Source organism: Ochrobactrum sp. P6BSIII, assembly GCF_014138065.1.
GTDB lineage: Bacteria > Pseudomonadota > Alphaproteobacteria > Rhizobiales > Rhizobiaceae > Brucella.
This window is the reverse complement of the sequence record NZ_JACGXB010000007.1, coordinates 74,683-89,504: the sequence shown is the minus strand read 5'-3', so window position 1 is coordinate 89,504 and position 14,822 is coordinate 74,683. Positions and strand designations below refer to the sequence as shown.

Below are 14,822 nucleotides of genomic sequence, written 5' to 3'. Positions count from 1 at the left end.
GAAATGAGCAATGAAGATCGCAAACTGCATCGTGCGGCAGCGCTCGTCACGGGTAAAGCCGCGCCTCATATTCCACCCCTTCAAACGAAGGCACATCGCATTTCCGATGATGCCGAGGCCATCACGATTGCGCGCGCACTGGCCAGCGAGTTTGCCGTTGGCGCCGCCTTGCGCGACCGCGAGCGGCAACTGCCACTGGCCGAGATCGAACGTTTCTCACAATCCGGCCTATGGGCGATTACGATCCCCAAGGAATATGGCGGCGCTGGCGTGTCAGCGGTCACGCTGGCAGAGGTGACGGCTATTATATCTGCCGCCGATTCCAGTATCGGCCAGATTCCGCAAAATCACTTTTATATGGTCGAGGCGCTTCGTCTTGCCGGCACGGAGGAACAGAAGCAGCATTATTTCCAGCGCATCCTTGATGGCGAGCGCCTGGGCAACGCTTTCGTAGAAATTGGCACAAAGACTCCGGTCGATTTCAAAACAAGTTTCAGAAAGCAAGGCGAAAACCTGCTTCTTAACGGTCAAAAATTCTATGCAACCGGTTCTCTGTTCGCACATATCATCGTTGCCGTCGCCAAGGATCAGAATGGGCGCGTCCATATCGTCTTTATCGATAGAAACACCCCCGGTCTCACGCTCGTCGATGACTGGTCATCCTTCGGACAGCGTTCAACGGGAAGCGGTACGGTAACCTTTGACAACGTGGAGATCACCCCTTTTCAAATCGTCGATCATGACGTGGTCTTTGAAACCGCCTCAGTAATGGGTCCATTTGCCCAGATCATTCATGCCGCCGTGCAAACGGGGCTGGCGCGTGGAGCGCTTGCCGAGACTATCTCCTATGTGCGCGCTCACGCACGACCATTTTTCGAACTCACAATCGATCATGGCTATGAAGACCCGCACAGCATTCATGCTATCGGCGATGTCAGCATCCGCAGTCATGCCGCTGACGCTCTCCTCGCGCGCGCAGGTCGTCTGGTTGACATCGCGGCGCAAAATCCCGATGCAGACACGGTCGCGGCGGCTTCTGTCGCCGTCGCGGAAGTCAAGGCATATGCCACCGAAGCAGCGCAGCTTGCGGCCAACAAGCTGATCGAATTGGGCGGTTCCAGATCAACGCTCGAAGCCTACGGTCACGACCGGTTCTGGCGCAATGCGAGAACCCATTCGCTGCATGATCCAGTGCGATGGAAATATCACCATATCGGCAATTATTATCTGAATGATGAGCTACCACCCCGCCATGGGGCGCTTTGAATCCTTATTAATCCCCCAATGTGAAAGGCCGGTAATACCGGCCTTTCTGCTATACAATATCATCCTCTGTTGACTGGCTTCTGTAGCCTTAGTCGGTTACGGCGTCCTCGTCTCGAAACCACCTTGAATGAGAGCCACTGTCAGCAGGGCACCCGCGACCCAAAGGCACTCCGGCGCGTACCACCGGATATCAAAGAAATGCGAATTGGTGCATAGCGCTTCAGCCAGGCGACAGAGATCCGTTTCAGCCGCCATGCAGATTGCCGCCTGCGAATAGGTGATATAGCCGTTGTCAATCACGTTGCCGTAGACAAGCCACCACCAGCCAACACTTATCGCAAACAAACCTGTGCCCAGGAGACTAAGGACGAACGGCAAGCGGCGATTAGACATCGACAGAAACTCCCAAGCGTTCCAGCAGAACTTGGCGCATCTGCACAAGATCGCTGTTGTCTCGTCGGCGCGGATGTGGTTGATCAACCACAATCTCGGCGATGATGCGTGCCGGACGGTCGGAAAAGACAATGATACGGTCGGCCAACAGCAGCGCTTCTTCCACATCGTGGGTCACAAGCACTGCTGTAAAGCCCCGGCTGCGCCAAAGTTCAAGCAGCTCGCGCTGGAGGTTCAGCCGTGTGAGGGAGTCAAGCTTACCGAATGGTTCATCGAGCAGGAGAAGTTTGGGATCGTTGACCAAGGCGCGCGCCAGAGCAACACGCTGTGCCATGCCGCCGGAAAGCTGATGCGGATAGGCGTCTGCAAATGCTTCAAGTCGCACCAGCTTCAGCACATCGTCGACACGGTGGGCATGGCTCTTGAGTAACCCGCGTGCATCAAGCCCAGTAGCAATGTTTTTCCGTACGGTCCGCCACGGAAACAGTGTAGCTTCCTGAAAAACCAGAATTCGGTCGGGATTTGGACTTTCAATAGGTGCATTATTTCCACGCACATGCCCCGCAACCGGCCTTTCCAATCCGGCAGCGAGACGCAGCAGTGTGGATTTTCCGCAACCGGATGGCCCAAGCAGTGCGACGAACTCACCCGGTCGGATTGTGATGCTCAAATCATCCAAAACGTGCAAATGTCTTTCATCTAGATCGTAACCATGTGAAACATGTTCGATATCGAGCGCCATATTGGCTGACTGTTCTGCCAGCGGTGCAACAGCAAGAGTCATCAGATGATCCCCTTCTGCCAACCCAGCAAGCGTTCGCGTACGACGAAAAGTAATCTGACAAGGCCAGCACATATCAACGCCATAACGATCAGCGCCGCATAGACATTCGCATAAGCCGAATAGGCCGTATTGAATTGCAAATACCAGCCGAGCCCAAATTTGGCGCCCAGCATTTCTGCGACGACCAACACCGCAAACGAATAATAAAGCGCCATGAAAAGGCCGACGAATACGTTGGGAAGCGACGCTGGCACCGCCACCTTCAAAATGAGATAGCGGCTGTTGGCGCCCAGCGTACGCGCAACGTCATAATAGGATTGTTGCACCTGACCGACACCCGCTGCTGTGAGGATCGCGACAGGAACGGCTGAAGCCAGTGCGACGAGAAAAATTGATGCCTGAAAGGTGGTCGGAAAAATGAAAAAGGTACAAGGAATCCATGCACTGGCCGGAACGGGGCCAATCAGCTTCAGAACTGGCATCCCCCAGTAAGCGAAACGTTTCGACCAGCCGAGTGCAACTCCGCCAACAAAGCCGACAGCAATTCCGCTAAAAAAGCCCAAGGCCCAAAGCCGTGCGGTGTATGCCACACAGATAAGCAGTCGCTGCCAATCGGTCAGGTAGACATGCAACAATCCTTGCGGAGGCGAGAAAAACGGCTTTGGTAGCCAGCCAAGCTTGGCGGTCACGAGTTCCCATATCGTGAACCAGACACCAATTGCCACAAACCACGGTCCATAATAACGCAAAGTCCCAGTACCGCGACCTGTATGAGGAACAATCACGGCAAGAGCCAGAAACAGGATCGCTCCGGCTAACGTCAGGACAGCAAATTCGCTCGTCGCACCCCAACTGATGATATCGGGTATAAGCCATGTGACGGCCGATGCCGCACCCCAGCTGGCTGCAGCGCAGAGGCCGGGCAACCATATCGGATGTTTACCTATCGCGGTCAGGTCTGAAAGCTTGTCAAAGCTGTTCTCTATCGCGCTCGTCATCTTGCCTCACGCGAAAATATCTATCGTGATGCGATTGGCGATTTCCTCCGGATCGGTCGATGCATCCGCGACGCCGGTCAGCTTGAGATCTTCATAGCCAATCCTCACCTCATTCAGCAGGTCTTTTCCGAACCAGTGATCGTGATAAGTGAACGATGCCAGAACCTCTGTCAGATCCTGAAGCGGTAATCCCGGCTTCAGTGTGTCGAAATACCATTTCGCCACTTCGTCGGGGTGCTTCGCGGTATACTGATGAATTTCGAGATTAGCGGAAGCAACGCGTTTGATGGCATCCTTGTTGGCTTCATAATAGTCGCCATTGACACCCAAAACACAGCAGACCCGGTCTTTGAAACTACCCGTTTGCGTATCGGCAATTTTCACGAAGCCATGTTGCTTTTCATATGAATAAGCCCAGGGATCCATATGTGCGACCGCATCAGCCTCGCCCTTCAATACACCTTCGGCCACCAGATCAAACGGAAAGACCTTCCAGTTTACGTCTGTGTTCGGGTCAAGACCAGCCTTTGCAAGCGCCACTGAAAATGCAACGCGTGAAGGCGACATGACATCGAATGTGCCAATCGTCTTTCCCTTGAGATCGGTCAATTGTGTGATGCCGGAATCCGGCTTGACCAGTACCCGCTGGCAACCACCATGTGACCCCGCGAAAAGCCGAACATCAAACCCCTGTTCAATGGGTTTCAGCCAATCATAGAGCAAGCCCGGGCCGGCTTCAGCTTTGCGCGTTGCAAGAGCCTGAATAAGGGTCTGCCCGCTTGCACCTTGATAAAAGAGTTCCACGTCCAGACCATGCTTTGCGTAGATCCCTTTATGCAGCCCAAAGCCAACCGGCGAGTGGCAGGCGGCAACTTCCGTCCATTCCAGTTTGATGGGAACGAGATTTCCGGCGATAGCATAATTGGTCATACGCGCTGCAGCGCCTCCCACCAAAGCCGCCCCGCCCGTTACACCTACCGCTTTTAGCAAGCTGCGACGCGAGAATGTTCGGTCTTGACCTTTAAGCCTGCTTGCATCCACCATTACTGTCCCCTGTTGGATTGACTACTGGAGACAGAATAAGCTCGGCAGTTATTTTCTACAGATTTAATAGATTAATTATGTGGTCGGCGAGGGAATGATTTTACCCATTGGCGGAGCCTGACCGATGAACGTTCTTCGAAAAAAGTCCTTGGCTTTTTAGTTTAAAACAGCCTTGTGGGCCAGCGCCTCGTGAACTCTCAGCTGCTTCGCCAGAATTTCTAAATTCGCCGGCCTTAATGGAAAAACCAACCTTCGAATGCAGTGCATCTACAGGTAAAAAAGTAACTTTTAGTCGGAGATCAGATCATGGGACTTACCGCTAATTCACGCACGGCAGATCATCAGATCGAGCCCTTGTTTCTTCAGCGCTGGTCGCCGAGAGCCTTTACCGCCGAGCCTATCAGCGAGGCTAGTTTACTAGCGATCCTCGAAGCTGGCCGGTGGGCGCCTTCTGCCTATAATGCTCAGCCATGGCGCTTCATTTATGCCCGCCGCGACACACCGCAGTGGGAAAGCCTTCTCTCGCTTCTCAACGATTTCAATCGCAGTTGGGCGCAGAATGCGTCGGCACTCGTCGTACTTGCCTCTCTGAAGACGTTCACCGCACCCAACGCTACCGAAGCACAGCCCTTCTCAACCCACTCTTTCGATACGGGTGCAGCTTGGGCAGCGATTGCTTACCAGGCGACCTTATCGGGCTGGCATGCACATGCGATGGCTGGCTTCGATCACGACCGAACGCGGATAGAGCTTGCTATACCCGACGGTGTCGCCATTGAAGCCATTGCAGCGATAGGTCGCATTGCCGATAAGTTCACGCTGTCAGAAATCCTGCAAAAGCGTGAAGTTCCAAGCCCGCGCAAGCCGCTCAGCGAGATTGCATTCAATGGCTCGTTCCTGAACATCGAAAAGACGTCGGCCTGAAGAGGCCGCCACCCGCCTGCGACTTTGGACGAAACAGTGAGCCGATATTCACATCGGCTCACGTCGTTGCAGCATTCAGAACTGCATCGAGAAGGCCTGGGAAACGCTGGTCGAGTTCTTCTCGCCTCAAAGACAGTAAACGGCCACGACCGTTTGGCTTGTTCCAGACCACACCACTTTCACGCAACACTTTCATCAAATGCGAACGCGTCGATTTCGGTAGATTCGGATCGCCCATATTGCAGCGCGCCATCTCCAGTGGTCCGTCATTCAATTGCCGAACAATTTCAAGGCGCGACGGATCACTAAGCGCAAAAAGCACCTGAGCCAGCGCGATTTCCTCGCGACCCGGATGAGGTAAATCAACCGGGTGAGATAGGGTTTCTTCCGTCATGGTTCGAATATAGTTGAACCATCGTCGTTTTCATAGTAGAAAATAGTTCGAATATTATCGAACCATTGGCCAGTCGCTTCACGGCGATTGCATCAGGTAGCGCCATGTCTAACAACCAGCTTCAGGTTACAAATAGCGAGCGGTCCGGCTTCGCGATTGCGTTGCTCAGCCAATTTATCATGATGGCCAGTGCAAGCTTGCCATCTCCCTTTTACCCCGCGCTGCAGCAGGAGATTGGCTTTTCCGCCGCAGCACTGACAGGCATCTTCGCCATTTATGCTGGCGGCTTGCTCACCGCTTTACTGATTGCCGGTGCAAGTTCTGATTATATCGGACGCCGCCCGGTTCTTACCCTCGGCTCCGTGCTACTCGCAATATCCGCCTTTGATTTCATGACGGCCACAAGCCTTGAGGGACTGATGACGGCAAGATGCGTTCAAGGCCTTGCCTGTGGTTTGTTGATCACTGCGTCCTCAGCAACTGCCGTGGACTTTGAACCTCGAAAACTGCCCGGTATCGCTTCTATCTGCAACTCTGTCGTGCCACTTCTTGGACTGGCAGCTGGCGCACTTATCGCCGGCATTGTCATGAACCTGTTTGAACAACCCAGAATCTATGCTTTTGGTGGCTTGATTGGCATCAGTCTCATTCTCTCGGCTTTAGTATGGGCCTTACCTGAGAGTTCTCCATGTCATAGCGGGTTCATTACTTCGCTGCAGCCCCGTTTGAAACTACCGTCAAATGTGCGAAGGATGTTCTGGAAGTGTATGCCTGCCATTGTTGCAGCTTCCGCAACAGGCGGCTTTTACCTCGCACTCGGACCCCTCATCGACCTTCATGATTATCTCGCGCAAGCAAGCGTCATCACACTGTTAGCTTTTGGAGGAGCAATTGCAAGCTACATCGCACGCAGCCTCGCCCCTCGACATATTATGCTTTATGGCGCGACCAGCCTCGCCATCGGGACTGTATTTACCGTTGTTGGAGTTGTTTTACCCAACATTGCCATCTACCTGATTGCGATTTTCATAGCTGGAACAGGATTTGGGACCTGCTATTACGCGAGCTTACGGAGTATCGTACCGTTGACTCCATCCAGTGAGCGGAGTGAGGTTTTCGCCTCGTTCTTCACAATCAATTATCTGGCGTTCGGCGTTCCCGTTGTCCTAGCGGGTATCGCAATGCCCTATCTCGGTTTGCAAACAACACTGTTGATTTATGGCCTGGTCATAGCCCTTATGGCAGCAATGGCTGGCGCATTGAGGAAAGCCGACCGGCTCGAGAAAACATGCCAATCGCCGGTTCTCAGTGGATAGCTGAGAACTATGTCGCAAAGGCTAACTTCCATTAAAGTTTGATCTGGGTCTCAATGCGGATAAGCATTTTCCGCATTTGTTGATTTTCGGTGTTAAGCTTTTGGGCCAGTTGCCGTTTTAGTGTGGTATTTTCAGCCTCAAGCACAGCCAGTTCATCCAATATGTCAGCTGGGGCTTTGGAAACTGGCTTGGCCTTCACCGGCTTGTCAGCAATTGGCTTCAAGCGACGGCTGGCATTGACCTTTTTCTTGGCCGGGACGGGAGAAACAGCGGCTTTGACAGCGGCAGGCGCTTCCTGTTCTGGCGAGGTTATGCTCACTTTTGTGGCAACAGGTTCTGCCATATCGACAATGAGGATCTTGGGCTCAGTCTTGGCTTCTATCCGTGGCGTTGGCGCGTGGACAGGCGCGGCTGGCTCATTGTCTGCCTGGGAGACGGCCGGTGTTACCTGCTCGGCAGACATTGGCGCCTTGGTATCCTCTTCCACTTCCCGTGCAATCGACTTCAGATCAAGGTTGCCCCAAAGCGCATTGCCGCTCTTGCGCGCACGCCGGTTCTTATATTCAACGACAACATTGCGGATTGGATTCTTCATCCGAAAATAGCTTTCTCAATCAAATTCCGTGGAGGTGCCCCGACAGGTACTGTGCTCTACCTACAGATTTAAACCTCAGTTTTCAACAATCAATCCTGCTTCATAATAGATCGTCTCATCATCCTTATGTGAGGGCATCTCTTCACAAATTGTCAAAGTAATGGCACTTATAGTTGCATTAAGCATTGTCCCATATATTCGGCACCCGGAAAGCTGACCCGAGTATCAATTCAGGAGAAACTGAACATGGCTGATGAAACCATCGTAGAAGCAAACCAGACCGCAGCAGCAGAGCCTGTGAGCGCCAAGCCGAAAACCCGCGCACCACGCAAGAAGGCTGAGCCTAAAGCCGCGGCTGCCAAGCCGGCTGTAAAGGCCGCCAAGGCTCCCAAAGCAAAAGCTGCACCCAAGGCCGCCAAGGTTGTTGCAGCCGTCGCAGCCCCGGCTGGTCGCAAGGTGAAGAAATATACGCCAGCTGAACGCGCTTCCATTCTTGCTTCGGTTGAAAAGGCCACCAAGGGCGGTAAGACCACGTTGAAGGCTGCATTGCAGCATGCTGAAGTTAGCGAGCAGACCTATTACAACTGGAAGAACGCGGCTGGAAAGACCGCAGCTCCGGCAGCCGCAAAGGCATCACCGACGAGCGACGATCTGAAGGCGCTTGTGGCACTGGAAGCCGAAAACCTAAAGCTGCGCAAGGAACTGGCTGCAAAGCTTCGCTCCGAAAACACCGAACTGCGCAAGCGTCTCGGCAAGGCGTAACAAACACACTATCGGGACAACCCCTGCCCCGAACCTACCAAACAGGTGACCTGCGCAAACGTAGGTCACCTGTTTTCGTTTTGGAGGCATGCCCCGCTTTCTTCCACTGCTGCGAATGGCTTTAAAGGACCTTCCTTGAGAAGTACGGAAGCTTGATCATTCTTCGCAGTGTTTCATCTCGCCGGATGAAATGATGATAAAGCGCTGCCCCTGTATGCAGTGCAACTAGTCCTATAATGCCGTATACGCATATTGCATGTAGCCAGGACCAGAGTGCTTCATCGGCATCTGACACGGGCAGCGGCATATTGGGCATGACGAAAAGGTCAAAGACATAGCTGGGGATACCAAGCGGCGAAGTCGACACCATTGCCCAGCCGGTAACGGGCACCAAGATTGTCATTGCCAGCAGAAGCCTGTGAACAGCTTTGGCAACACGCCATTCAAGCTGATTGACACCAGGACTGGGGGAAGGATGGATATTCGTGGCAAACCAAACCATCCGGATCAGAGCTAGACCTAGGATTAAAAACCCGAGCGACTTATGCCATTGGTAAAGCGAAAACTGGATCAACGGATTATTCGCCATAGTCTGCGTGAGGAACCCGAGACCGATCTGCCCGGCGATCAACAGAGCGATCAACCAATGCAGTATCCGTGTGACGTAGCCATAAGCGCTCTGTGTGTTGCGCCACATAACACCCTCCCGATCCAGCTCCAGGGTCACTCAAACTGCTTGTAGGCGCTCATGGCAATTTGCTGAAGGCGAGAGCGCGGCAAGTCGCCAACAAGTGCGCAATCAAGAGCGTTATCGCTCCAGATGAGCGCCTCCAGATTACCCTGTGTCAGATAACGCAACGATGTTTCCTTTTTCTCGTCAGTTGGAACAATAAAAAGGGTCACGCGCTTGCCGCTCGTGTCTTCATACATCAATTGCGCCGCTGGCACGCCATTGGCTGGTAACAGTCGACCACCAACCAAAGAGAGCCCTTCCGTCCGCAGATCAGGGATGACGAGAGTGCGCTCCAGTCGCTTGGAAAGCCAAGCCGACAAATGTTGCTCCTGCTCCGCTTTCACCTCAACCGGATGCACGACTTCACTCGTATAAAGGTTGTGGGCAGCCATAGCCTCGGTCACGATTGGCATCGAAGACGATGGTGTGACCTCAAGAACACCGCGGCTAAACCATCCGGCCCCTGCTCCTACGGCGATCAATACCACTGCCGCGGCGGCCATACGCCACGAACCCAGTCGTGCCGAGCGAATTTCGCTTTTGATGGCCATCGGGTTCAGTCGTGCTGGCACGGGCTCCTCAGCGACATGGCCATAGAGCGCTTGCAAAGTTTCATTCTGTCGCTGCCAGGCTGCCATCTCGGAGGCAAGTTGGGGATTAGCGGACAGCTCTGCCTCTATCATCTGGCGGCGTTCGTCCGAAAGCAGCCCATCGACATAGGCTTGTAGCTCAGCGTCACTGAACAACCTGTTTTTCATTTCAAGGCCCTCAAATGCGAACCGTTCTCCTCTGTAAGACTGCGCAATGTCGCGCGAGCTCGCCCCAAACGTGACATCAAAGTACCGAGCGGAACTTCCAGCACTGAAGCCGCCTCGGTGTAACTCATACCTTCGACAGCGACCAATAAAAGTGCCTCGCGCTGTTCGGACGGCAGTGTTTGTATTGCGCGGGCGGTTTCAGCGAAAGCAAGCCGGGATGGAGATGCACTTGGAACCTGTGGCTCGACCATGACACTCGATAATGGCGCATTGTCCGGCGCCCGGCGCCTGTGACGCAACTCGTTGCGCCACAGGTTTACGAGGATGCGGAAAAGCCATGCGCGCAATGGACCAGACGGCTTCCACAAACTGCTTTTGCGAATTGCGCGCTCCAGACAATCCTGCACCAGATCGTCGGCCCAATCGATGTCTTGTGTCAGCGCTCGGGCATAACGCCTGAGCGCTGGAACACATTCCTCCATTTCCTCCAAAAAGCGCGACATTCCCGAACCGCTCCTGCACTCAATCCTTGGCTATGTGCCAGACACCGCCGACCCCGTCACCAGACACATCGCCGGGCTTTTTGTCGCCCTGCCAGAGATATAGCGGTTTTTCTTTATGTGCCCACTGTTTCGTGCCATCCTTGCGCGTGACGAGACTGAACTCGGAATCCATTTTTGCATCCTTGGAAGCCTCCAGAGGCGGCCATTTCTTCGCGCAGTCATCGTAACAATTGGATGCCCCCTTATTGTCCTTGTCAAACACATAAAGGGTCATTCCCTTGGCGTCGGTCAGAACTTCGCCCTTCGCTGTTTTCATCGTCTTGACGGCGCCAGAAGCATAATCTTCGCTATGGGCAGCCAATGGCATGCTGATGACAAGAGCGGCGGTTGTCAAAAACGCTGTCACTTTAATCATGATAGTCCTCCTCTACGGGTTGGTCTTAGTCTCCATCTTGAAGAACACCGCAGGAGTGAATTTAATCCCTATCACCCCACATTATTTTGCACCCAGCAGATTCATGTCGAAATCGACCACATTGGAATAGATCGGTGTGCCGACATCCATGCCATAGGGTGATCGCAAAACCTTGCCGATTACATGAAAGGTAACGGTCTTGTCGTCGTGGCCAACCATGGACGCAAAGAATGTTTCGCCATGTGACTTACCGCGGGCGGTCAAAACACCATCGATCCGGGCGTTCAGAGGCCCGGTCTGTGTGATCTTTGTCGATCGAAATGCAAGAACCGGATAATGCTCAATATCAAAGACCGCTGAAGATCTGAGAAAATCGCTGATGCGGGTCTGTTTCGCGTCGACACTCGCGGGCTTGAGCGTAAAGGACACGGACGACTTTGCCAGATTTTGAGCATTGAGATTAAAATCACCGGCAAATTCGGCGAAAGAACCCGCCAGACCGCCACCGCCAACCTGACCGACACGAAAACCGATCACCGATGAACGCTGGATCGTATAATGTCCGTTGACCGCTTCCAGACTATCGGCCAACGACGATACCGGCGAAAGGAAGAGTAATACTGAAATAGAGAGTGCGCGGATCATGACGACCTCCCATGTCTGCTGCATTATAGCATCAACACCCGGTCCTGCCTTTTAATCCGTCGCTTGTCGCATTCTTTGCGAGTAAATCTTGTTGCCGCCGGTCGCGATAATGGCGACCGGCGGGAAAATACCTGAACCTTGATTACTTATGTTCAGGCCAGCCGTAGCGGTCGTCCAGAGCGTCGTAGTCGGCTAGTCCAGTCACCGCACTGAATTCCCCATATGTCACCATGGCATCCGCTCGGCTATGCGGAGTGCCTTCCGCCTTCAACACATCAAGCGTGTCCTGAACAGCCTTTACAGCTGAGAAAAGAGCAGAAAGCGCATAGAAGGCAACATTGAAGCCAAGCTCTTCCAGGTCTTTTGCCGTCAGCACGGTGGTCTCGTTGCCGTCGACGATGCTGACGACTTTTGGACCCCGCACGCCCCTGGAAACCGCCTCAACGTCGGCGATCTTCTTGATGCCGTCGACAAAAACGAGGTCGGCGCCTGCATCCTGATAGAGCTTTGCACGGCGAATGGCCTCATCGATGCCCTCGCTCTGGATCGCATCCGTCCGTGCAATCAACAGCATAGAGTGCTGACCACGCGCTTCGACAGCACAGCGCAGGCGGCGAATGTTTTCCTCCGCAGGGATAACGCGTACGCCAGAGCGCTGGCCGCATCGCTTCGGCAATTGCTGGTCTTCAAGATGAATTGCTGCAACACCAGCCTGGATATACTCCTCGACCGTTCGCCAGATATTGGCGGGGCCACCATAACCGGTATCAGCGTCGGCAATAACCGGGATATCAACCGCCCGAACCATGTCCCGCGCATGCGTCGTCATTTCGGTTTGCGACAGCAAACCAATATCCGGCAAGCCCAACCGCGAGGCCGTCGCTCCAAAACCGGTCATGTAAATGGCGGGAAATTGCGCCATCTCGACCAGTCGTGCCGTCAATGCATCAGCAGCGCCGGGTGCCTGAAGCAACCGACCGGACTCAATGCCAGCTCTCAGTTTTTCAGCTGTATTTTTCATCATGCTCTCCCTGTTCAGCGACCGCCAGAAACATCCACAACGACACCGGTAATATAGGACGCCTCTCCGGAGAGGAGCCAAACCGCAGCATCAGCAACTTCAGCCGCAGTGCCAAGCCTCTTAAGCGGGATCATGTTGGCCATCGCTTCGATATTGGCCGGATCAGCAAAAACATCCTGCTGAATTTCCGTGTTGATAACACCGGGAGCCAGCGCATTAACACGCGCCTTCGGTGCAAGTTCCTTGGCAAGTGCGACCGTGAAAGACGCGATTGCGCCTTTGGTCGTTGCGTAAACGATATTGCCGACCATGCCACCCGTGCGCGCAGCAATCGAAGACAAATTGACAACGGAGCGGTCATCACGACTGGAAGGAGCGCGAATGAACGCGCTGGAAACATAAAAAGCGCTCTTGAGATTGACGCCGAGAACACGGTCAAGTTCCGGCTCGTTCATATCTTCGACAGTCATGCGCTGTCCGATGATACCGGCATTGTTCAATAGGTGATCAATGCCGCCAAACGACATTACAAGCGCTTCCATGGCAGCTTCAACCGACGACTGTTCTGCAACATTGACCGTTGCGGTCAATACGCGGTCGCCATGAATGGCCTGACATTCAGCGAGTCGCTCGGCATTGATGTCCCACACCGCAACTTTCGCACCAAGCCCCACCAGCTTGTCGGTAACGGCACGTCCGATTCCCGAAGCGCCTCCAGTGACAAGAACGGTCCGGTCAACGAAATAGCCCGAGCTGGCGATTGCCGATTGAGATTGCTGCACTTTAATCCTCCCGCCACAAATGGCGTCATGTTTCAGTCGGCGGCAAGAATGACCAGATCAATCCGATTGTCAACTAGGGTTCTAGTTTATGTATGCCACTTGTGCGTACTTCCTTTCCGGTCTATAGGTGCGCGACGAAAGGTGTCGCGGAGGGCGACATCAAAGCTTAGGGAGGAATGTCATGGCGGATGCAATCCGTGCTGACGGCGCTCATTTGAATACAAGTCTACGCGACCGAACGATCCGCAAACTCAATATGCGCATCGTCCTTTTCTGCTTCATCTGCTTCATCGTGAACTATCTGGATCGCGTGAATATCGGCTTCGCCGCGCTGCACATGAATGACGACATCGGCCTGACCCCATACATGTTCGGTCTTGGTGCGGGGATTTTCTTCATCGGCTATCTGGCTTTTGAAATCCCCAGCAACATGATCCTGCACAAAGTCGGTCCGCGGATATGGATCGCCCGTATCATGGTCACCTGGGGCATCGTCTCCTGTGCTATGGCCTTCGTGCAGGGACCAACCTCCTTCTATATCCTGCGTTTTCTGCTCGGCGTTGCCGAAGCGGGCTTTGCACCAGGCGTACTTCTTTATCTGACCTACTGGTTTCCTGCCAAGGAACGTGGCCGCGCAACCGCTCTTTTCATGGCCGCAACCGTGCTGTCGATTGTTATCGGAGCCCCGATTTCCGGTTGGCTGATCGATGCAGGCGAAGGCCTGTTCGGCCTTCATGGCTGGCAAGCAATGTTCATTCTTGAAGGACTTCCTGCCATCGTTCTTGGTGTCATCACCTTCTTCTATCTCGTCGATTCACCGCAAAAGGACAGCAAATGGCTGGCAGCGGACGAACGTGCCTGGCTTCTTGAACAGCTTGCTGAAGACGAGAAGAACACCCAGCCCGACACCCGTCACAGCCTGCGCGAAATCTTCAGCGATTTCCGGGTATGGCTTCTCACGCTGGTTTACATGTTCAACGGCATCGCGGTTTATGGTGTGATCATGTGGCTGCCGCAGATCGTGAAGACCTTCGGTCTGACGACCCTGCAGTCTGGCTTCGTCTCGGCCGTGCCATTCATTTTTGCAGCATTTGGACTCGTCTTCATTTCGCGCAGTTCCGACCGCACGGGTGAACGCAAGATTCACACGGCTATCTCCGGCCTGTTCGGCGGCCTCTTCCTGGCAGCCAGCGCGCTTGCGCCGAACCCTTATCTGGGCCTGCTGCTTCTCTGCATCTGCGCCTTCTTCCTCTGGTCGTACCTTGGCGTTTTCTGGACCTTGCCAACGCAGTTCCTCACTGGCGCCGCAGCGGCTGGCGGATTGGCTGCGATCAATGGCTTTGCCCAGATCGGCGGTTTTACTGGTCCCTATATTGTCGGCTGGGTCAAAACTGCGACCGATAGTTTTTCGATCTCGCTTCTGGTACTTGCAATATTTCCGATCATTAGCTTCTTCCTCTGCATGAGCTTGAAAGCTAAACGCGACTAG

Annotated in this window: 18 protein-coding genes; 5 read left to right on the top strand and 13 right to left on the bottom strand. The window is 53.8% G+C overall.

Features of this window, described 5'->3' with window-relative positions; all coding sequences use genetic code 11:
* Positions 1-3: 3 nt before the first annotated feature.
* The gene (locus tag FHW00_RS11830; protein WP_078340964.1) at positions 4-1,266 is read left to right on the top strand and encodes an SfnB family sulfur acquisition oxidoreductase; all 1,263 of its coding nucleotides are present in this window, start codon (positions 4-6) and stop codon (positions 1,264-1,266) included.
* Positions 1,267-1,362: 96 nt separating this feature from the next.
* Here FHW00_RS11830 and FHW00_RS11825 read toward each other — a convergent pair whose 3' ends face one another.
* From FHW00_RS11825 to FHW00_RS11810, 4 genes are read right to left on the bottom strand one after another with little or no spacing between them, the layout of a single operon-like run.
* A complete protein-coding gene (locus FHW00_RS11825) occupies positions 1,363-1,659 on the bottom strand; it encodes a hypothetical protein (protein ID WP_078340965.1) in 297 nt (98 codons plus the stop codon).
* Positions 1,652-2,443, bottom strand: a complete 792-nt coding sequence (locus FHW00_RS11820; protein ID WP_078340966.1) for an ABC transporter ATP-binding protein — start codon at positions 2,441-2,443, stop codon at positions 1,652-1,654. The genes FHW00_RS11825 and FHW00_RS11820 overlap by 8 nt, the downstream gene beginning before the upstream one ends.
* Positions 2,443-3,441 carry an ABC transporter permease gene (locus FHW00_RS11815; protein WP_078340967.1) on the bottom strand — a complete coding sequence of 333 codons (999 nt, stop codon included), beginning with the start codon at positions 3,439-3,441 and terminating at the stop codon, positions 2,443-2,445. Before FHW00_RS11815 ends, FHW00_RS11820 begins: the two co-directional genes overlap by 1 nt.
* Positions 3,442-3,447: 6 nt before the next feature.
* Positions 3,448-4,485: an ABC transporter substrate-binding protein gene (locus tag FHW00_RS11810; protein ID WP_078340968.1), complete on the bottom strand. Its 1,038-nt coding sequence runs from the start codon at positions 4,483-4,485 to the stop codon at positions 3,448-3,450.
* A 306-nt stretch (positions 4,486-4,791) separates the two neighbouring features.
* Here FHW00_RS11810 and FHW00_RS11805 point away from each other — a divergent pair, with 306 nt between their 5' ends.
* A complete protein-coding gene (locus tag FHW00_RS11805) occupies positions 4,792-5,409 on the top strand; it encodes a nitroreductase family protein (RefSeq protein WP_078340969.1) in 618 nt (205 codons plus the stop codon).
* Between the two features lie 58 nt (positions 5,410-5,467).
* Here the strand turns inward: FHW00_RS11805 and FHW00_RS11800 are convergent, their stop codons facing one another.
* Positions 5,468-5,803: an ArsR/SmtB family transcription factor gene (locus tag FHW00_RS11800; RefSeq protein ID WP_078340970.1), complete on the bottom strand. Its 336-nt coding sequence runs from the start codon at positions 5,801-5,803 to the stop codon at positions 5,468-5,470.
* Between the two features lie 104 nt (positions 5,804-5,907).
* Here FHW00_RS11800 and FHW00_RS11795 point away from each other — a divergent pair, with 104 nt between their 5' ends.
* Positions 5,908-7,119, top strand: coding sequence for an MFS transporter (locus tag FHW00_RS11795; protein ID WP_078340971.1), 1,212 nt, complete (start codon positions 5,908-5,910; stop codon positions 7,117-7,119).
* Positions 7,120-7,150: 31 nt separating this feature from the next.
* Here the strand turns inward: FHW00_RS11795 and FHW00_RS11790 are convergent, their stop codons facing one another.
* Complete coding sequence (locus FHW00_RS11790) at positions 7,151-7,714, bottom strand: hypothetical protein (protein ID WP_182514657.1); 564 nt, start codon at positions 7,712-7,714, stop codon at positions 7,151-7,153.
* Positions 7,715-7,960: 246 nt separating this feature from the next.
* Here FHW00_RS11790 and FHW00_RS11785 point away from each other — a divergent pair, with 246 nt between their 5' ends.
* Positions 7,961-8,476 (top strand): transposase, encoded by a 516-nt coding sequence (locus FHW00_RS11785; RefSeq protein WP_078341371.1) that lies wholly within the window; start codon positions 7,961-7,963, stop codon positions 8,474-8,476.
* A 121-nt stretch (positions 8,477-8,597) separates the two neighbouring features.
* Here the strand turns inward: FHW00_RS11785 and FHW00_RS11780 are convergent, their stop codons facing one another.
* The 7 genes from FHW00_RS11780 to FHW00_RS11750 all read right to left on the bottom strand — a co-directional run bounded on the left by FHW00_RS11780 (position 8,598) and on the right by FHW00_RS11750 (position 13,333).
* Positions 8,598-9,173, bottom strand: coding sequence for a cytochrome b (locus FHW00_RS11780; protein ID WP_078340616.1), 576 nt, complete (start codon positions 9,171-9,173; stop codon positions 8,598-8,600).
* 26 nt (positions 9,174-9,199) lie between these two features.
* Positions 9,200-9,967, bottom strand: coding sequence for an anti-sigma factor family protein (locus FHW00_RS11775; protein WP_078340617.1), 768 nt, complete (start codon positions 9,965-9,967; stop codon positions 9,200-9,202).
* The gene (locus FHW00_RS11770) at positions 9,964-10,470 is read right to left on the bottom strand and encodes a sigma-70 family RNA polymerase sigma factor (RefSeq protein ID WP_078340618.1); all 507 of its coding nucleotides are present in this window, start codon (positions 10,468-10,470) and stop codon (positions 9,964-9,966) included. The genes FHW00_RS11775 and FHW00_RS11770 overlap by 4 nt, the downstream gene beginning before the upstream one ends.
* Positions 10,471-10,489: 19 nt before the next feature.
* On the bottom strand, positions 10,490-10,885 hold the full coding sequence (locus FHW00_RS11765) for a hypothetical protein (protein WP_078340619.1): 396 nt from the start codon (positions 10,883-10,885) through the stop codon (positions 10,490-10,492).
* Between the two features lie 81 nt (positions 10,886-10,966).
* A complete protein-coding gene (locus FHW00_RS11760) occupies positions 10,967-11,530 on the bottom strand; it encodes a YceI family protein (RefSeq protein WP_445557994.1) in 564 nt (187 codons plus the stop codon).
* 142 nt (positions 11,531-11,672) lie between these two features.
* Positions 11,673-12,554: an isocitrate lyase/PEP mutase family protein gene (locus tag FHW00_RS11755; protein WP_445558204.1), complete on the bottom strand. Its 882-nt coding sequence runs from the start codon at positions 12,552-12,554 to the stop codon at positions 11,673-11,675.
* Positions 12,555-12,565: 11 nt separating this feature from the next.
* Positions 12,566-13,333, bottom strand: a complete 768-nt coding sequence (locus FHW00_RS11750; protein WP_078340622.1) for an SDR family NAD(P)-dependent oxidoreductase — start codon at positions 13,331-13,333, stop codon at positions 12,566-12,568.
* 181 nt (positions 13,334-13,514) lie between these two features.
* On the opposite strand from FHW00_RS11750, the gene FHW00_RS11745 reads away from it, so the two are divergent.
* Positions 13,515-14,822, top strand: coding sequence for an MFS transporter (locus FHW00_RS11745; RefSeq protein ID WP_078340623.1), 1,308 nt, complete (start codon positions 13,515-13,517; stop codon positions 14,820-14,822).